The sequence below is a fragment of the Pseudomonas sp. lyk4-R2A-8 genome, assembly GCF_030209095.1.
Classification (GTDB): domain Bacteria; phylum Pseudomonadota; class Gammaproteobacteria; order Pseudomonadales; family Pseudomonadaceae; genus Aquipseudomonas; species Aquipseudomonas quebecensis.
In genome coordinates, this window is record NZ_JARVSS010000031.1 from 45,351 (window position 1) to 63,732 (window position 18,382).

The window sequence follows — 18,382 nt, forward strand, 5'->3', positions numbered from 1 at the left end:
CCCTTCCATGACCCACCCTCGCATCGGCTTTGCCTGCCAGTACAAACACCCCGACCGCGTGCTCTCGACCAGCGCGCTGAAACTGATTGAAGGCCCGTTCAACCCGCGCACCACCACATTGCGCTGGATGGACAGCGTCGACCCCGGCGTCGCCCGTGACAAATTGGTCGAAGTGGTGACCCACAACCTGGCAGCACAATTGCAGTTGCTAAGTTACGTCGCCACGCTGCCACCGACCTTGCGCATGCTGCGCCTGAGCAGTGATCTGTTGCCGTTCTACAGCCATCCCAAAGTGGCGCCTGTCTACCGCGACCCGGCCATCCAGGCGCAATTGATTGAGGGCTTCGCCGCCATCGGCGAGCTGGCGCGGACCTCGGACATTCGCCTGTCGTTTCATCCCGGCCAATACTGTGTGCTTGGCTCGGAAAACCCGAATGTGGTGGAAAACAGCGTGGCCGAATTCGAGTACCACGCCGACATGATCCGCATGATGGGCTACGGCCGGCGCTTCCAGGACCTCAAATGCAACGTGCATATCGCCGGCCGCCTTGGCGTGGAAGGCACCCGCGCGGTGTGGGCGCGACTGTCGGAGGTGGCGCGCCATTGCATCACCTTCGAGAACGATGAAAAAACCTACGGCCTTGACCACTGCCTGCAAGTCGCCGACCTGGCACCGGTGGTGCTCGATATCCACCATTGCTGGATTCACGAGGAGGCCTATATCGACCCCGACTCGCCTCGGGTGGCCCGTGTGATCGACAGCTGGCGCGGCGTGCGCCCCACCATGCACTACTCCCAGCCCCAGGAGCGCCTGCAGGACCTGGGGTTCGACGCCGCACACAAGCTGGAAATGACGGCGCTGTTGCAGGTGGTCTCCAAGCGCGAGCTGTACGCCCACAGTGAGCAGATGTGGAACCGCTGGACCAACGACTACGCCCTGCAGTTTCTGGATCGCTTCGACATCATGCTGGAAGCCAAGGACAAGAACGTGGCATCGTCAGCGTTCTACGAATACTGGCAGTCACAGGCCAGTTAAACAAAAAGGAGTTTCCCGGCATGCCCACCCTGCACCTGTTGTGCGGCAAGATCGCCGCCGGCAAATCCACACTGGCCAGGCGCCTGGTGGCGGAACACCGCGCGGTCCTGCTCAGCGAAGACACTTGGCTGGCGCAACTGTACCCCGGTGAGGTGCTGTCCATCGCCGACTACCTGCGCAGTGCTCAACGCCTGCGCGGCGTGATGGGGCCGCTGGTGATCGACCTGCTCAAGTCCGGCGTCAATGTGGTGCTGGATTTTCCGGCCAACACCCTGGCCAATCGCGAATGGCTGCTGAGCCTGGCACACAGCGCCCAAGTGCCGCACTGCCTGCACTACCTGGAACTGGACGACGCCACCTGCCGCGCCCGCCTGCATGCTCGCAATGCCGGCGGCGAACACGACTTTGCCGCCACCGACGCCGAGTTCGACCTGATCACCCGGCACTTCTGCGTGCCGAGCGAGGCTGAGGGGCTGGTGATTGAAGTGCATCGGCCGTGAGCGTGTCAGCGTCACAGGGCCTGGACACCGAGGGTTTTATCCTCACCGTGGCGCAGGCACCCGTGCAGGCTGAGTATGAGTCGGTGTTGGCGGATGCCTGCTCACTGCTGTCGCAGCAAACGTTGGGGCTCGATGGCTTGTATGTTCACGGCAGCGTCGCGCGGGGTGACGCGACGCCCGGTCATTCCGACCTGGACCTCACACTGGTGCTGCGCGAGCCGCAGACCCCGCAGGTAGCAGAGCAACTGGAACGTGTTCGCCGTGAACTTGAACGGCGTCACCCGCACGTCACCAAAGTCGACTTCGATATCGGCGAGCGCGCGCAGGTAATGGCGGTTGAAAACCGCAACCTTTGGGGGTTCTGGCTCAAGCATCAGTGTCGTTGTATTTGGGGCAATGACCTCTCCGTCCATTTCGAGCGGTTTCGCCCATGCCGTGAAATCGCGCTGGCGTTAAATGGAGACGTCTATTCGGTATTGAACACCTATCTTGCCGAGATCGGTCAGGCGGATATCGAGGCGGATCGGCTGCGCTTGCAGCGGGAAGCGTCGCGCAAACTGATCAGGGCGACGCAGATATTGCGCCCGGAAGCGGCAACGATGTGGCCACAAACACTGGAAGAACATGTGGCGATGTTCCTCCAGAGTCAACCGGCGATGGTCACCCAGGTAGCGTTCTTTCTGTTTGAAGCGCGCAACCCTGGCGCCGCAAGCGATCAGTTCTGCACGCGGCTGCAGGTGTTTCTGGAGTGGTTGGTTTCACACCAGCGCGACCCCCTCCTCAGGACTTAAACCGCCCCACCAAGCCATTCAACTCATCCGACAGCTTCGACAGCCGACCCGAGTCGTCCTGGGCCGAGTTGGCCAGGCTTTCCACCAGGCGCGCTTCGTCGTAGATCTGCTGGATATGCCGATTGATCTCTTCGGCCACGCTGTGCTGCTCTTCGGCGGCGGCGGAGATCTGCAGGTTCTGGTCGCGGATTTCGTTGACCGAGGTCTGGATGCCTTCGAAGCTGTCCCGCGCGTTTTCGATGGACGACACGCTGGCTTTCGACAGGTCCATGCAACTGCCCATCTTCTGGGTGACTTCCTGGGTCTTGGTTTCCAGGGTGCCGAGCAGGTGCTCGATCTCGCCGGTGGAGTCGGAGGTGCGCTTGGCCAGGGCGCGGACTTCGTCGGCCACCACGGCAAAGCCGCGGCCCTGGTCGCCGGCGCGCGCGGCTTCGATGGCGGCGTTGAGGGCCAGCAGGTTGGTTTGTTCGGCAATCGCGCGGATGGTGCCGAGGATCTGGTTGATGCTGCGGCTGCCGGCCTCCAGCTCGACCATGGCCTGGGACGATTCGCTCAAGCGGCGGCCCAGGCGGTTGACGTTGTCGGTGGTCGCTTCGATCTGCTGTTTGCCCTCGGCCACACGGCGGTGGCCGTTCTCGGCGGATTCGGCCGCGCCGCTGCAGGAACGCGCGACTTCGTTGGCCGTGGCCACCATTTCATTGAATGCGGTGGACACCAGTTCCACCGCTTCGCGCTGGCGACCGGCGGCTTCATTCATGTTGTGGGCCACCTCACTGTTGACCTTCGAAGCGTTATGCAGGTTGGCCGAGGCCGCGCCGATGTGCTGGATCAACTGGCGAATGGCGGCGAGGAACTTGTTGAACCAGCCTGCCAGTTCGGCGGTTTCGTCCTTGCCCTGCACCTGCAACTCATGGCGCAGGTCGCCTTCACCCTCGGCGATCGACTGCAGGCCCGTGCTGACCTGGCCGATCGGCTTGACAATCACTTTGGAAAACGCCGCGGCGATCAGGCCGAAAATCAGCACCAGCACGCCGACGATGATCGCGGTGAGGTAGGTCATGCGGGTGGCTTCGGCCATCACTTCGGCTTTTTCGATCAGGCCGATATAGCGCCAGCCCAGACCGGGGGAGGTCCACACGTTGGCCATGTAGCGCACGCCGTCGATCTCCACTTCGGTGGACCCTTGAGTCGTCTGGGCCAGTTGCGCGTAAGCCGTGCCCAGGTCCTTGAGCGGTTTGAAACTGTGGGCGGCGTCGCGCGGGTCGACCAGCACCACGCCGTCTTCGATCAGCATCACATAGCCGCTGTCACCGAGCTTGATGCTCTTGACCAGTTCGGTGAGGTTTTTGAGCGACACACTGACCACGAATACACCCTTGGGCTTGCCGGCACCGTCGAGCATGGCGCGCGCCGTGCCCACCAGGGCCACGTCGTCTTTGTCGTAGTAATAGGCCGGTGTGCGCACGGTTTTGCCGGGGCTGGCCATCGCCGCTTTGTACCAAGGGCGTGCGCGCGGATCGTATTTGGCCAACTGAGGGTCATCCGGCCATTTGACGTAGGTGCCGTCTTCCAGGCCGATAGACAGGATCGCCGCCGCCGGGTGGGTCGCGCCATAGCGCGCGAAGCGCTCGATCACCGTTTGCGCTTCGGCGGGCATCGGTTGAGCAGGCGCGTCGGCGGGTTGGTAATTCTTCAGGGTGCTGACGGAGGTGTATACAGAATCGGTGGCCATCTGATCGACGTTCTGCAAAGTGCCGTCGAAGAACTGGCGGATATTGCCGTCGATCTGGCGAATCTCCCGAGTGCTGCCGTCGATGAATTGCTCCACCGCCTGGCTGCGCGTGTTCATGACCGAAATCACCGCCACCAGGCTGACCGGGATAAATGCGACCGAGACAAACGCCAGTACAAGCTTGTTCTTTATTTTCATCAAGATGACCATCAGCGTGGAGGGGCGGCCAAAGCGACTCGCGTTCGGGAAGAAGCGAGGCGATTTGCTATCACCGCTGTTTCGGCGTGGTCTGGGTAAATCTTTAGGGTTTTTTGTACACAATACAATCGGTGATTGTTCTGTATCCAATCAGTACACATCACGCAGGTAACGCTTCTGCTCGCTCAGCTGACGCCAATAGTCCACGGCACGCTCCGGGTCCAGCCCGCCGTGGGTTTGTGCGATCTGGCGCAGTACCTGATCGACATCCTTGGCCATCTGGCGGGCGTCGCCGCAGATGTACACCCTGGCGCCGTCCTGCAGCCAGCGCCACAGCTCGGCGCCTTGTTCGCGCAGGCGGTCCTGCACGTAGACCTTTTGCGCCTGGTCGCGGGAGAACGCCAGGCTCAGGTGGGTGAGTAGACCGTCGCGCTGCAGGCCTTGCAGTTCGTCCTGGTAATAGAAGTCGCTGGCGGCGTGCTGCTCGCCGAAAAACAACCAGTTGCGGCCTTGATGCCCGAGGGCACGACGCTCCTGCAGGAACGCGCGAAACGGCGCCACGCCGGTGCCGGGGCCGATCATGATGATCGGCACATCGCCGTCGCTGGGCGTGCGGAAATGCTTGGACGGCTGCACGAACACCGGCACTTCACCGTCGCCGACGCGGTCGGCGAGAAAGGTCGAAGACACGCCTTTGCGTTTGCCATAGCGCACGGCCGCGACGGTCAGGTGCACCTCACCGGGGTGGGCCTTGGCGCTGGAGGCAATCGAATAGAGGCGCGGTTGCAGGCGCCGCAGCGTGCCCAGCAGTTCGGCGGCCGAGCACTCGATGGGGTAGGCCTGCAACACGTCCGCCAGTTGCCGACCCCATAGCCAGTCGTTCAGTTCGGCTTTGTGTTCGGGCCGCAGCAACTGCCCAAGGCCCGTGTCAGCGCTGCGCTCGGCAATAAACGCCAGGGTTTCGCTGCTGGGCCGGGCGATTTCAAAATGCTGAGTCAGCGCCTGTTGCAGAGAGACCTCGCCGAAGGTCTCGATATTGACGCTGGTCGATGCTTTAAGGCCGGTCAGCGCGAGCAGTTCGTGGGCCAGTTCGGGGCAGTTACGCGGCCTTACGCCGAGGGCATCGCCGGCTTCATAGCTGAGGCCGGAGTCGGCCAGGTCCAGGGCGAACTGGCGGGTTTCCTTATGGCGGCTGTGCGGGTTGAGGTGGCGGTTGAGCAACAGGCGCGAGCCATACAGCTTGGTCTTGCCGGCGGGCGTGGCGACTGCCGGCGCTTTGGTCGGGTTGAGGCTGTGCTGCAGGCGCAGCAGCCAGGTATCGGCGCGGTCGTGGAATTGGGTATCGCAATCGACACGCTCCAACAGGCGCGTGGCGCCCAATTCCAGCAGGCGTTGGTCGAGGCGTTTGCCGTGGTTGCAGAACTGGTCATAGTTTGGATCGCCGAGGGCAAGTACGGCAAAACGCAGGGATTCCAGGCGCGTTTCGCTGCGGCTGAGGCTGTGCCAGAAACCTTCGCCGTTGTCCGGTGGGTCGCCGTCGCCGAAGGTGCTGCTGATCAGCGCCAGGTTCTGGGTGCTTGCCAGTCGGCTCGCCGGGAAAACCGCCATCGCGCTCAGCTCGACGCTGATACCGGCCTCGCGCAGGCGTTGGGCACAGCGCTCGGCCAATGCTTCGGCATTGCCGGTCTGGGATGCCCACAGCAAGGTCAAGGCAGGTGCGGCGGGCAGCGTGCTGACACCCGCCGCGTGCGCGCGACTGAACAGCCCGCCGAGTAAACCGTCGACCCATAGCCGCGCTTCGCCGGCCAGCGGCGCGTTCGGCGGCAACACCGGCACCTCCCCTGGCTGGCGTGCGCTGTCGGCGCGCAGGCCACTGATGAAACCGGCGAGGTAGGTGCGTTCGTTGTCGCTCAAGGGCGGCGGGGTGAGGGGCCGCAGGCCGGCGATTTCGGCGAAGGCGTCGATGCGCGACAGGGTGGATTGCTCTGCGCGAGCGGGAAGGTCGGTGGCCGCCTGGGGGGGCGTGTCGAGGAACTGATGGTCGATCAACTCGACGCGCGCCAGGCTGACCGCGCAGCATTTGAATTCCGGTTGCAATGAAATCGGGTCGACCGCGTCCGAAGTCACGGCATTGATCGCCAGGTGTTCGCCAAACACATCGTTCCAGTGGAATGGCGCAAAACAGTGGCTCGGTTGCACGCGGTCGCTGATCAATGCGGGTAACACCGCGCGCCCGCGCCGCGACAGCACTTGCACCGGTTGCCTGGCCCGGATGCCCAGGCGCGCGGCGTCGTCGGGATGGATCTCGACGAAGGGGCCGGGGTTGAGTTTGTTCAGCGTGGCGATCTTGCCGGTCTTGGTCAGAGTGTGCCATTGGTGCTGCACGCGGCCGGTGTTGAGCACGAATGGGAAGGTGTCGTCGGGCAGTTCCGCCGGGGGCATGTGCGGGCGCGCAAAGAACTGGGCTTTGCCGCCGGCGGTGGCGAAACGCAGCGCGCCGTGCTCGCGGTAGCGAATCGGGTTGCGCGGCGCCGACTCGGCCGTCGCCAGCGGCCATTGCAGCGGCGTCTCGCGCAGACGCCCATAGCTGGCGCCGCGCAGGTCGTAGCCGGTGGCGGGGTTGCAGGCGCGTTTGATTTCTTCGAACACCTCGCTGGCGTTGGCGTAGCTGAACGCTTCGGCATAGCCCATCGCACAGGCGACCCGGGCGATGATCCGCCAGTCGGCCACGGCCTCGCCCGGCGGCTCCACGGCGTGTTGCATCAGGGTCAGGTTGCGCTCGGAGTTGATCATCACGCCTTCGGCTTCGGCCCACAGCGCGCCGGGCAAGAGGATGTCGGCGTAGCGGTTGGTTTCGGTGTCGAGGAAGGCGTCCTGAGTGATGACCAGGTCAGCGGCCTGCAGCCCATCGATCACCGTTTGACGGTTGGGCACGCTGGCCACCGGGTTGGTGCAGATGATCCAGCAGGCTTTGATCTGCCCCGCGGCCATCTGCTCGAACATTGCCACGGTGCCGTCGCCGGCCTGGCGCGGCAGGCGGTCGGCGGGAATCTGCCAGAGGTCTTCGATAAAGGCGCGATCGGCCTCCACCAGCATCGAGCGCTGCCCCGGCAGGCCAGGGCCCATGTAGCCCATCTCACGCCCGCCCATGGCATTGGGTTGGCCGGTGAGGGAGAACGGGCCGCTGCCGGGGCGGCAGATGGCGCCGGTGGCCAGGTGCAGGTTGCACAAGGCGTTGGTGTTCCAAGTGCCGTGGGTGCTCTGGTTGAGGCCCATGGTCCAGCAGCTCATCCACTCGGCAGCCTCGCCGATCCAGGCGGCGGCCTGGCGGATGTCGGCTTCGGCCAGACCGGTGATGGCGGCGACCTGCTGCGGTGAGTAGTCCTCCAGGAACGCAGGCATGACCTCCCAACCTTCAGTGAAGGTGGCGATAAAGGCCGGGTCGGTATGGCCGTTTTTCACCAGCAGGTGCAGCAGGCCGTTGAGCAACGCAAGGTCGGTGCCGGGCCTGATCGGCAAGTAAAGGTGAGCTTTGTCCGCGGTGGCGCTGCGCCGTGGGTCGACCACGATCAGCTTAGCCCCGGCCTTGACCCGGTCCATCATGCGCAGGAACAGGATGGGGTGACAGTCGGCCATATTGGCGCCGATCACGAAGAACAGGTCGGCGCGGTCGAAGTCCTCATAGGAGCCCGGCGGCCCATCGGAACCCAGTGACAGCTTGTAGCCGCTGCCAGCGCTGGCCATGCACAGCCGCGAGTTGGATTCGATATGGCGGGTGCCGACAAAGCCCTTGGCTAACTTGTTGACCAGGTACTGGGCTTCCAGCGACATCTGCCCGGACACATAAAACGCCAATGCATCGGGGCCATGCCGCTCCAGCACGTTGCGCAGGCGCCCGGCGGTCCTGGCGATGGCTTCGTCCATGGCGATGCGCACCGGGTCGCGGTCGCGGGCCTGGCGCAGGTAGGCATTTTCCATGCGCCCGGACTCGGCGATGGCTTGCCCGCAGGTGCTGCCCTTGGTGCACAGGCGACCGGCATTGGTGGGGTGGTCGGGGTCGCCGATTACCTTGACCACCTTATTGTCTTCGACCTGCATGACGATGCCGCAGCCTACGCCACAATAGGGGCACACACTGCGTACGCGTTGGTTGGCCATCGATAACCCTCGAATCTTTTCTGCCCGGCAAAAAAAAGCGCCGCGTAACCCTCCGTTGGAACGGGGATTACACGGCGCCTTTGTCGTGGATGGGCAATCAGCGTTGACTGCTCTGTGGCGCTGTACCTAGCAAGCGGCGCGCCAGGTTGTTCAAGGTGCCGTACTGATGGTGGTGAGGGTGCTTGCCGCCGCCGCGCGAACTCGCGGGAGCAAGCGTCCTGTGCCCTTTTATGACGCGCTGCGCACCAGTTGGAGGCGTGTTCGGCAGGGGGGCGCGGGCGTGGAGGCTGTGGGTACGGGGTTGCGACAGGTTGGCACAGAGCCTGCAAGATCACCGGTAACCCCCTTCGGTCAACGACGATCGACAACATGGGCAACAGCGGTGGAATCGGCGAAGTCGTCCGATGCCAACCGTATAAGAACAGGCAAAGACGCCTGGAACCGTAAGGTTTCAGGCGTTTTTTTTTGCTTTTTTCAAACCGTGATGAGTTTTGTCGGGTGCTGATATGAACGCCAATAACGCCAGTCTGAACCAGCTGCAAACCCTGATCGTCGTCGGCAATGGCATGGTCGGTCATCACTGCGTGGAGCAGTTGATCGAACGCGGCGCGCTGGATCACTACCAACTGCATGTGTTCAGCGAAGAGCCGATGCGCGCCTATGATCGCGTGCATTTATCCGAATACTTCACCGGCCGCGATGCCGAGTCGCTGGCGCTGTCCGACGCGGCGCTGTACCAGACGCCGGGCGTGACCCTGCACCTTGACGTGCAGGTGCTGGATATCGACCGCGCCCAGCGCCAGGTGGTCACCGCCCAAGGTCGCGTCACCTATGACAAGCTGGTGCTGGCCACCGGCTCATATCCCTTCGTACCCCCGATAGAGGGCGCCGAAGGTGACTCGCGCCTGGTGTACCGCACCCTGCAGGACCTCGACGCCATCCGTGCGGCCGCCGCCAATGCGCGGCGCGGTGTGGTGGTCGGCGGTGGGCTGCTCGGCCTGGAAGCGGCCAACGCCCTCAAAAGCCTGGGCCTGGAAGCCCATGTGGTGGAGTTCGCGCCGCGCCTGATGCCGGTGCAGCTGGATGACTTCGGCGGCCTGGCACTCAAGGCGCAGATCGAACGACTGGGCGTCGGCGTGCATTTGTCTCGTGCCACGCAGTCGATCAGCGTTGGCGAGCAGTATCGCTATCGCATGAATTTCGCCAACGACGAATTTCTGGAAACCGACCTTATCGTGTTTTCCGCCGGTATTCGCGCCCAGGATGCTCTGGCGCGCCAGGCGGGGCTTGAGATCGGCCCGCGCGGTGGGGTGGTGATCAACGACGAATGCCAGAGCTGCGATCCGCATATCTACGCAATCGGTGAGTGTGCCTCGTGGAACGGCAGCCTGTTCGGCCTGGTCGCGCCCGGCTACCAGATGGCCCGTGGCGTGGCGGCGTTGCTGTGCGGGCAGGGCGCCGAGCCGTTTGTGGGGGCGGACATGTCGACCAAACTCAAGTTGCTCGGCGTCGACGTCGGTTCCATCGGTGACGCCCACGCCCACACGCCGGGCGCGCGCAGCTATCAGTTTATCGACGAGGCCACCGCCAGCTACCGCCGTCTGGTGGTGGATGCCGCCGGCAGGCAGGTGATCGGCGCGGTGCTGGTGGGTGACAACAGCTACTACGACACGCTGCTGCAATACCTGCAGAACGGCATCGCCTTGCCGGCCGAACCCGCCAGCCTGATCCTGCCGTCCTCGGCCGGCGCACCAACCCTCGGCCCCGGCGCGTTGCCGGAATCGGCCACGGTGTGTTCGTGCCACAACGTCACCAAGGGCGCGATCTGCGCAGCCATCGACGGCGGCTGCGCCGACCTCGGCGTGCTCAAGGCGCAGACCAAGGCCTGCACCGGCTGCGGCGGGTGCGCCGGGTTGCTCAAGCAGGTGTTCGAACATGAACTGCTGGCCCGTGGCGTCAGTGTCGACAAGCGTTTGTGCGAGCACTTCGCCTATACCCGTCAGGAGCTGTATGCCCTGGTGCGTGTGGAAGGGGTGCTCAGCTTTGAAGCACTGCTGGCCAAGCACGGCCGTGGTCACATCGGCTGTGACGTGTGCAAACCGGCGGTGGGCTCGATCCTGGCCTCGTGCTGGAACCAGCCGATCATGGACCCGTCGCTGGTGCCGTTGCAGGACACCAACGACACCTTTATGGCCAATATGCAGAAGAACGGCACCTACTCGGTGGTGCCACGGATTCCGGGCGGTGAGATCACTGCCGACAAGCTGATCGTGATCGGCGAGGTGGCGAAGAAATACAACCTCTATACCAAGATCACCGGCGGCCAGCGCATCGACCTGTTCGGCGCGCAACTGCACGAATTGCCGGACATCTGGGGCGAGCTGATCGCGGCCGGTTTCGAGACCGGGCATGCGTATGGCAAGTCCACGCGCACGGTCAAATCCTGCGTCGGCAGCACGTGGTGCCGTTATGGCGTGCAGGACAGCGTGAAAATGGCGCTGTTGATCGAGGACCGCTACAAGGGCCTGCGTTCGCCGCACAAACTCAAGTTCGCGGTGTCCGGTTGCACCCGCGAATGCGCCGAAGCCCAGAGCAAGGATGTGGGGGTGATCGCCACCGAAAAAGGCTGGAATCTTTATATCGCCGGCAACGGCGGCATGCGTCCACGGCATGCCGAACTGTTCGCCACCGACCTCGACGATGCCACGCTGATTCGCTACATCGATCGCTTCCTGATGTTCTACATCCGCACCGCCGACAAGCTGCAACGCACTTCGGTGTGGCGCGAAAGCCTGGAAGGCGGCCTGGATTTCCTCAAGGATGTGATCGTGCACGACAGCCTGGGCCTGGGCGCCGAACTGGAAGCGCAGATGCAACAGGTGGTCGACCGCTACGAATGCGAATGGGCCAATGCCCTCAAAGACCCGGAAAAACTCAAGCGCTTCCGCACCTTCGTCAACGACAAACGCCCGGACCCGGACATTCACTTCGTCCAGGAACGCGGCCAGCGTCGCCCGATCATGGCCGCCGAACTCAACCTGATTGCCGTCGCCGAGGAGATTGCCTGATGAGCCAGCCCAATACCTTACGTACACTCGCCAGCTGGAAAGCCGTTTGCAATGAAACCGACCTGGTGCGCAATTCCGGCGTGGTGGTGTGGCTGGACGGCGCACAGGTGGCGCTGTTCTACCTGCCCGACGCCGAAGCACAGACGCTCTACGCTATCGACAACCACGACCCGGAGTCCGGCGCCAATGTAATCGGCCGTGGCCTGGTGGGCAGCCTCAAGGGCGAGCTGGTGGTGGCCGCGCCGATCTACAAACAGCATTACCGCCTGCACGACGGCCAATGCCTGGAAACCCAGCGCCAGCGCCTGCGGGTGTGGCCGGTGCGGTTGAAGGGTGGGATGGTGGAGGTGCAAGTGTCTTGCTGAATCCTGACCTACACAGAGCACGATGTGGGAGCCTGCCCCGATAGGCACAGGTATCTAGACCTCTTCGATAGAACACAGAGCCTGAGCAATGTGAGGTTTTTGTGGTGAGCAGGCTTGCCCTGCGCTGGGCTGCGCAGCAGCCCCAAAACCTGCCAGGCGTTTTTGCCTGGCACACCGCGGTGTCTGGGAACAGGGCCGCTTCGCGGCCCAGCGCGGGCGGTGCGACGATTCGACAAGCCCGCTTACCACAGGTTTATGTGTCAGCCTTTAAGTCCAGTATCTGTGAAGTTTCGACCACCTTGGCATAGTCCATCGCCAGGTTGCTCAACGACAGTGCATGCACATCCTCGGCCGGCCACAGGCGCCCGGATAAGTCGGTCTGGTCAAAGGTGTAGCAAGCGTCGGCGGCGACGATTACGTTAAAGCCCAGGTTGCCGCCGCTGCGGGCGGTGGCTTCGACGGAGTTGTTGGTGATCACGCCCGCGATAACCAACTGCCGAATGCCACGCTGGTGCAGCCAGCGTTCAAGGCCGGAGTGGATGAAGGCGTCCGGTATGTTTTTCTCCACCACATGCTCATGGGCCAACGGTTGCAGCGCCGGCTGGAATTCGCAGCCGGGCTGACCGGGCCGGAACACTGACGTCGGCGAGCGGGAGATATGCCGCACATGCACCACCGGACGCGCGCATTGGCGCCAGGCGACGAGCAATTGCTGCATATGCCGCTCGGCATCCGGGTTGTTGCGCCGCCCCAGGGTCGGCTGGTTCATGCCTTGCTGCATGTCGATAAGCAGCAAGGCTGCGTTGTCGGCTAACGGTTCCATGACACCTCCCTAGGCATGAGAAGCACGCAACATAACAGCCCGCCCGCGCGCCCACAGCAATTTGTTCGAAGCCTTCATGGTTTGCCTTTACACTGCGGCCCCCGGATTTCAGCAAGGATGCTTTCCATGCGTTCGCTCGTCAGCGCAGTGCTTGTCTCAACGGTGTTCGCGACCACGGCCATGGCCGAGCCCCGCTCGTTTTCTCTGAACGACCCCAGCGGCCGGTCTCTGCTGGAAGTGCTGTTTCCTGACGTGCCGCAAGACCTGCAGCAACTGGCGCCGGCGCTGGTCACCCTGCGCGATAAAACCACCCTGGCGATCCTCCAGCAACTGCGCACGCCTGCTGCCAGCGTGCCGCTCGACGGCGACGGCAAGACTCTGGAGTGGCGCCTGGTCGGCGAAAATGGCGTGGTGTATTTCGCCGATATCAACCAGGACGGTCGCCAGGATCTGGCGATCCGTAACGGCGACGGCGCCGATGCGGGCTTTCAGTCGAACTACGACGTGTACCTGCAAGATCCGCAGCAGCCACGCTGGGTGTTCAATCGCCCACTCACCGACCTGGCGAACGAGACCTCCGGCGGCATGTTCTCGATCAATCCCAAGGACGGCATCATCCATTCGCAAACCGACCGGGGCTGCTGCTGGACGCGCGCCAGCCGTTGGCAGATGCGCGACGGCGAGCTGGTGCGACTCAGCGCCTATACGCAGGAAGAAGTACTGGCAAGCGACGACGGCACCAGCATGCCCAAAGGCTACATGCTGCGCACCAGCGGCGAATGGAAGGACGGCCAGTGGCGTGAAACCCCGCGGCTGGAAGGGCCGGTCAATGAAGACCCGCAGATGCTCGCCGGCACTCTCAACGGCAAGATCCCGGTGCAACTCTGGTATCAGCAGCAAGGCGAGGTACTGATCGGCGAAGTGCGCTACACCAAAAGTGGCAGCGGCAAACCGATCAAACTGGTGGGCTCGATGGGCGACTATGAGGACAAACCCTTCGTTTACCTGCACGAATCGGCTGACGACGGCCATCAGACCGGCACCTGGCAGATCACCCGTGACAGCGTCGAACCCTTCGACTACCGCGGCGCCTGGGTCAGCAGCGGCAAGAAAGGTGCGTCGCAGTTGGCAGTGCAACTGCATGTCGAGGACCGCGAGCCGGAGTACCCCAAGTACGGCGACGTAGCCCGCGACCAGCGCAGCGGCCATTACCAGATGCGCGACGACTACCTGGGCCGCGACGGTGACCTGGACTTGAAGATCCTGCCCCAGCGCGATGCCCAGGGCCGCGAAGTGGCGCAATTCAGCGTGACCCTCCACGACACCGCCAGCGGAAAACCTATCGTCGCCACGCAGCAGCGCGTGCCGATGGAAACCGAGAACCTGATCATCGTGCGTGCACCTTTGGCCAGCAAAGGCACCGGGCCGTATCACATCCAACTGGTAAAAGATTTCGCGGTGATCAGGCACAACGCAGAGCCGGACTTTCCCGACTACCTGACCGGGATGTATCGCCGGCAGCCTTGATGCTGCCGGTGATGCACCTCGGTCACACCGTTGTCGCGGCTTCAGCGATTGAACCGCTCAACCAACGCGTACTGAGTCGACGCTGTGTCGGTCAGTTCCCTGCTCAGGTCTGTCGATTGACGGGCCTGCATCGAGGTTTGGTCGGCCAGTTCGGCGATGGTGGTGATGTTGCGGCTGATCTCTTCGGCCACCGCGCTTTGTTCTTCGGTGGCGGCGGCGATCTGAGTGGTCATCTCGGTAATATGCGACACCGCCTCGCTGATCCCCGCCAGCGCCTGGTCTGCTTCGAGCACCCGCGCCACGCCTTCCTGCGCTTGGCGCTGACCGTTGTGCATGCTTTGCACCGCGTTGCTGGAAGACGTTTGCAGTTGCGTAATCAACGCGTGGATCTGGGTCGTTGACTGTGAGGTCCGCTGGGCCAGTTGACGAACCTCATCGGCCACCACCGCAAAGCCGCGACCTTGCTCACCGGCGCGGGCGGCTTCGATGGCGGCGTTGAGCGCCAGCAAGTTGGTCTGGTCTGCGATGCCTTTGATCACGTCGACCACGGTGCCGATGTCATCGCTGTCACGCGCCAGTTGCGCCACGGAGACACCGGTCTCGCCGACTACCGCCGACAGCCGCTCGATGGCGTGACGGGTATCGCGCGCCACTTCGCGGCCGCGGCCGGTGAGCACGTTGGCTTGCTGGGTGGCGTCGGCGGTGCGTTGTACGTGACTGGCGACTTCCTGCGTCGTCGCGGCCATCTGGTTAACGGCAGCGGACACCTGTTCGGTCTCCACCCGTTGGCGGTCCAGGCCCCGGGCGCTGGCGCTGGCCAACTGGTCGGATTGCCCGGCCAGGGTGCTGAGTTGTTCAGCGCTGTCCTGCAGGCGGGTGAGGCAGGTTTTCAGGCGCGCGTTCTGGCTTTGGAACGCGGTTTCCAAACGTGCCTGCGGGCCGCGCGCGTCGCTGTACATCTGCGCGATCAACGCATCCGACGTGGAGGGCTCGACCCCTTGCAATAGGCGCAGCGTGCTGCCGTGGCGTGCTCTTGAGCAGAGCATGCCTATCGGCAACGCCACCGCTACAGCAACCGCGACGGCCACCGGTGCGCTGAGGAACAACCCGGCCAGGCTGCCGGCGATACCGCTGGCCGCATACGGCACACCGTTCAACAGGCCGGCCAGCCACGCGTCCTGGCGCGGTACGCCGGTTTTGCCGTGGCTGATCCGTTGATAGAGGGTTTGGGCGCGGCGGATTTCATCGGCGGTGGGCTTGACCCGCACCGACTCGAAACCTACCACCCGACTGCCGTCGAAGATCGGCGTGACGTAGGCGTTGACCCAATAATGGTCGCCGTTCTTCGAGCGGTTTTTGACGATGCCCATCCAGGGCTGGCCTTGCTTGAGAGCATTCCACATGTGTTCGAACACGGCCGGTGGCACGTCGGGGTGGCGCACGATGTTCTGCGGGGCGCCGATCAGATCGTCGCGGTTGAAACCGCTGATCTCGACGAAAGCGTCGTTGCAGTAAGTGATCATCCCTTGCACATCTGTAGCGGAGATGAGTTTCTGCTGCGGCGCGAGGGAAATCTCACGCTGTGTTACGGGCTGGTTGTTGCGCATTCGGACTACTCCCTGGTTGCGCCCAGTCCATCGGCGGCAAATCACAAAAAATTAATATTCATTTGGCAATTGATCCGCCGCTGGTCAAAAGCCTGAAACTTCCCGATGAAAAACCCCATAATGGCGGCCATTTTTGTTTAGCCCGTTATTCTGGTGTGCCCGCATGGAAATTAAGGTCAACTTTCTCGACAACCTCCGGCTTGAAGCCAAGTTCGATGACTTCACGGTGATTGCCGACCAGCCCATTCGCTATAAAGGCGATGGCTCGGCGCCGGGCCCCTTTGATTATTTCCTGGCATCGTCTGCGCTGTGCGCGGCGTATTTCGTGAAGCTGTACTGCCAGACACGCAATATCCCCACCGACAATATTCGTTTGTCGCAGAACAACATCGTCGACCCGGAAAACCGCTACAACCAGATTTTCAAGATCCAGGTCGAGTTGCCTGCGGACATTTCCGATAAGGACCGTCAAGGCATCCTGCGTTCCATCGATCGCTGCACCGTGAAGAAAGTGGTGCAGGCCGGGCCGCAATTCGTGATCGAAGAAGTCGACAACCTCGACGCCGACGCCCAGGCCTTGTTGATGCCCAGCGCGCTGTCCGACGGCGGAACCTATATCGCCGGTAAAGACCTGCCGCTGGAGCAGACCATCGCCAATATGTCCGGCATTCTGGCGGGCCTGGGCATGAAGATTGAAATCGCGTCGTGGCGCAATATCGTGCCGAACGTGTGGTCGCTGCATATCCGCGATGCGCACTCGCCGATGTGTTTCACCAATGGCAAGGGCGCGACCAAAGAGGGCGCCCTGGCGTCGGCGCTGGGTGAGTTCATCGAGCGGCTCAACTGCAACTTCTTCTACAACGATCAGTTCTGGGGCGAAGAGCTGGCCAACGCGCCGTTCGTTCATTACCCGGATGAGCGCTGGTTCCAGCCCGGTCCGAACGATGAACTGCCGACACACATCCTCGACGCCTATTGCCTGAAGGTCTACAACCGCGACGGCGAACTGCGTGGTTCGCACCTGTTCGACACCAACTCCGGCAACGAAGAGCGCGGCATCGTATCGCTGCCGTTCGTGCGCCGCTCGGATGGCGAGGTGGTGTATTTCCCGTCCAACCTGATCGAAAACCTCTACCTCAGTAATGGCATGAGTGCCGGCAACACCCTGGCCGAAGCCCAGGTGCAGTGCCTGTCGGAGATTTTCGAGCGGGCCGTGAAGCGCGAAATCATCGAAGGTGAATTCGCCCTGCCGGACGTGCCCGCCGAGGTGCTGGCCAAGTACCCGAACATCCTGGCCGGCATTCAAGGTCTGGAGGCCCAGGGGTTCCCTGTGCTGGTCAAGGATGCGTCGCTGGGCGGTGAATTCCCGGTGATGTGCGTGACCCTGATGAACCCGCGCACCGGCGGCGTGTTCGCCTCGTTCGGCGCGCACCCGAGCCTGGAAGTGGCGCTGGAGCGCAGCCTCACCGAACTTCTGCAAGGCCGCAGTTTCGAAGGCCTGAACGACCTGCCGCAGCCGACGTTCGAAGGCCAGGCGGTGACCGAGCCGAATAATTTCGTCGAGCACTTCATCGACTCCAGCGGCGTGGTGTCGTGGCGTTTCTTCAGTGCCCGTTCGGATTACGAATTTGTCGAATGGGACTTCTCCGGTCAGGGCGAAAACTCCAACGTCGAGGAAGCCGCAACGTTGTTCGGCATTCTCGATAGCATGGGTAAAGAGTCCTACATGGCGGTGTACGACCACCTTGGCGCCACGGCCTGTCGGATCCTGGTGCCGGACTACTCGGAAATCTACCCGGTGGAAGATCTGATCTGGGACAACACCAACAAGGCCCTGTTTTTCCGCGCCGATATCCTCAACCTGCACCGCCTGGACGACGCAGAGCTGGAGGCCTTGGTTGAGCGCCTGATCGAAAGCGAGCTGGACGATTACACCGACATCACCACCCTGATCGGCATCGAGTTCGACGACAACACCGCGTGGGGCCAACTCACCATCCTGGAGCTGAAACTGCTGATCTTCCTTGCCTTGCGCCAGTATGAAGAGGCCAAGGAGTGCGTGGAGATGTTCCTGCAGTACAACGACAACACCGCCGAGCGCGGGCTGTTCTACCAAGCGCTCAACGCCGTGCTGGAGATGGAACTGGACGACGACCTGGAACTGGCGGACTACGAGGCCAACTTCCGGCGCATGTTCGGCGATGAGCGCATGGATGCGGTGATCGGCTCGGTCGACGGCAGCGTGCGGTTCCATGGGTTGACCCCGACCAGCATGAAGCTCGAAGGACTGGACCGGCACTTGCGCTTGATCGACAGCTACAAGAAGCTGCACAGCGCGCGAGCGGCGGTGTCCATCCGATAAGCCTTTGGCACAGTTTGCTCACCACAGAAAAAGACAGGCCCGCCGCAACGAGTGTGTCTTGTCCAATTCCCCTGTGCTGAGCAAGCTTGCTTGCGCTGGGCTGCGCAGCGGCCCCAAAGCCAGGCGGTGGGGTTTACCTGAAAGTACACGGTGGATGGGAGGGGGCCGCTGCGCAGCCCAGCGCGGGGCAAGCCCGCTCACCACAAAAGGACTGC

At 62.9% G+C, this 18,382-nt stretch carries 11 protein-coding genes and 2 pseudogenes; 7 read left to right on the top strand and 6 right to left on the bottom strand.

Going from position 1 to position 18,382, the window contains the following annotated elements:
* Window positions 1-7: 7 nt before the first annotated feature.
* From QRN10_RS22705 to QRN10_RS22715, 3 genes are read left to right on the top strand one after another with little or no spacing between them, the layout of a single operon-like run.
* On the top strand, window positions 8-1,036 hold the full coding sequence (locus tag QRN10_RS22705; protein ID WP_253507934.1) for an apurinic/apyrimidinic endonuclease family protein: 1,029 nt from the start codon (window positions 8-10) through the stop codon (window positions 1,034-1,036).
* Between the two features lie 20 nt (window positions 1,037-1,056).
* Window positions 1,057-1,536, top strand: a complete 480-nt coding sequence (locus QRN10_RS22710; protein ID WP_285429197.1) for a P-loop nucleotide/nucleoside kinase family protein — start codon at window positions 1,057-1,059, stop codon at window positions 1,534-1,536.
* Window positions 1,533-2,327 (top strand): nucleotidyltransferase domain-containing protein, encoded by a 795-nt coding sequence (locus QRN10_RS22715; RefSeq protein ID WP_285429198.1) that lies wholly within the window; start codon window positions 1,533-1,535, stop codon window positions 2,325-2,327. The genes QRN10_RS22710 and QRN10_RS22715 overlap by 4 nt, the downstream gene beginning before the upstream one ends.
* Here QRN10_RS22715 and QRN10_RS25405 read toward each other — a convergent pair.
* From QRN10_RS25405 to QRN10_RS22725, 3 genes and pseudogenes are all read right to left on the bottom strand, one after another.
* Window positions 2,317-3,084 carry a methyl-accepting chemotaxis protein gene (locus tag QRN10_RS25405; protein ID WP_370694778.1) on the bottom strand — a complete coding sequence of 256 codons (768 nt, stop codon included), beginning with the start codon at window positions 3,082-3,084 and terminating at the stop codon, window positions 2,317-2,319. The two genes, QRN10_RS22715 and QRN10_RS25405, sit on opposite strands and share 11 nt — an antisense overlap.
* Window positions 3,085-3,171: 87 nt before the next feature.
* Window positions 3,172-4,269, bottom strand: a pseudogene (locus QRN10_RS25410) (cache domain-containing protein); the annotation flags it as partial.
* A 138-nt stretch (window positions 4,270-4,407) separates the two neighbouring features.
* Entirely contained in the window at window positions 4,408-8,415 is a 4,008-nt protein-coding gene (locus tag QRN10_RS22725) for a bifunctional nitrate reductase/sulfite reductase flavoprotein subunit alpha (protein WP_285429200.1), read from the bottom strand.
* Between the two features lie 506 nt (window positions 8,416-8,921).
* On the opposite strand from QRN10_RS22725, the gene nirB reads away from it, so the two are divergent.
* Both nirB and nirD read left to right on the top strand, forming a co-directional pair.
* Window positions 8,922-11,483 (top strand): nitrite reductase large subunit NirB, encoded by a 2,562-nt coding sequence (nirB, locus tag QRN10_RS22730; protein ID WP_181077871.1) that lies wholly within the window; start codon window positions 8,922-8,924, stop codon window positions 11,481-11,483.
* Window positions 11,483-11,848, top strand: coding sequence for a nitrite reductase small subunit NirD (gene nirD, locus QRN10_RS22735; protein ID WP_285429201.1), 366 nt, complete (start codon window positions 11,483-11,485; stop codon window positions 11,846-11,848). The genes nirB and nirD overlap by 1 nt, the downstream gene beginning before the upstream one ends.
* Before the next feature lie 253 nt (window positions 11,849-12,101).
* Here nirD and QRN10_RS22740 read toward each other — a convergent pair whose 3' ends face one another.
* Window positions 12,102-12,671, bottom strand: a complete 570-nt coding sequence (locus QRN10_RS22740) for a cysteine hydrolase family protein (RefSeq protein ID WP_285429202.1) — start codon at window positions 12,669-12,671, stop codon at window positions 12,102-12,104.
* A gap of 126 nt (window positions 12,672-12,797) precedes the next feature.
* Between QRN10_RS22740 and QRN10_RS22745 the strand changes: the two genes are divergently transcribed.
* Entirely contained in the window at window positions 12,798-14,198 is a 1,401-nt protein-coding gene (locus tag QRN10_RS22745) for an XAC2610-related protein (protein WP_285429203.1), read from the top strand.
* Window positions 14,199-14,239: 41 nt separating this feature from the next.
* Here the strand turns inward: QRN10_RS22745 and QRN10_RS22750 are convergent, their stop codons facing one another.
* Window positions 14,240-15,346: a methyl-accepting chemotaxis protein gene (locus QRN10_RS22750; protein ID WP_502941464.1), complete on the bottom strand. Its 1,107-nt coding sequence runs from the start codon at window positions 15,344-15,346 to the stop codon at window positions 14,240-14,242.
* A 186-nt stretch (window positions 15,347-15,532) separates the two neighbouring features.
* Window positions 15,533-15,805: pseudogene (locus QRN10_RS25415) on the bottom strand (PAS domain-containing protein); the annotation flags it as partial.
* A gap of 163 nt (window positions 15,806-15,968) precedes the next feature.
* Here QRN10_RS25415 and QRN10_RS22755 point away from each other — a divergent pair.
* The gene (locus tag QRN10_RS22755) at window positions 15,969-18,167 is read left to right on the top strand and encodes an OsmC domain/YcaO domain-containing protein (protein WP_253507919.1); all 2,199 of its coding nucleotides are present in this window, start codon (window positions 15,969-15,971) and stop codon (window positions 18,165-18,167) included.
* Window positions 18,168-18,382 lie beyond the last annotated feature (215 nt).

Excerpts from the sequence above, each read along its gene's own strand:
- QRN10_RS22705 (WP_253507934.1), top strand. The coding sequence starts at position 8 with ATGACCCACCCTCGCATCGGCTTTGCCTGCCAGTACAAACACCCCGAC.
- QRN10_RS22710 (WP_285429197.1), top strand. The coding sequence starts at position 1,057 with ATGCCCACCCTGCACCTGTTGTGCGGCAAGATCGCCGCCGGCAAATCC.
- QRN10_RS25405 (WP_370694778.1), bottom strand. The coding sequence starts at position 3,084 with ATGAATGAAGCCGCCGGTCGCCAGCGCGAAGCGGTGGAACTGGTGTCC.
- QRN10_RS22725 (WP_285429200.1), bottom strand. The coding sequence starts at position 8,415 with ATGGCCAACCAACGCGTACGCAGTGTGTGCCCCTATTGTGGCGTAGGC.
- nirB (WP_181077871.1), top strand. The coding sequence starts at position 8,922 with ATGAACGCCAATAACGCCAGTCTGAACCAGCTGCAAACCCTGATCGTC.
- nirD (WP_285429201.1), top strand. The coding sequence starts at position 11,483 with ATGAGCCAGCCCAATACCTTACGTACACTCGCCAGCTGGAAAGCCGTT.
- QRN10_RS22740 (WP_285429202.1), bottom strand. The coding sequence starts at position 12,671 with ATGGAACCGTTAGCCGACAACGCAGCCTTGCTGCTTATCGACATGCAG.
- QRN10_RS22745 (WP_285429203.1), top strand. The coding sequence starts at position 12,798 with ATGCGTTCGCTCGTCAGCGCAGTGCTTGTCTCAACGGTGTTCGCGACC.
- QRN10_RS22755 (WP_253507919.1), top strand. The coding sequence starts at position 15,969 with ATGGAAATTAAGGTCAACTTTCTCGACAACCTCCGGCTTGAAGCCAAG.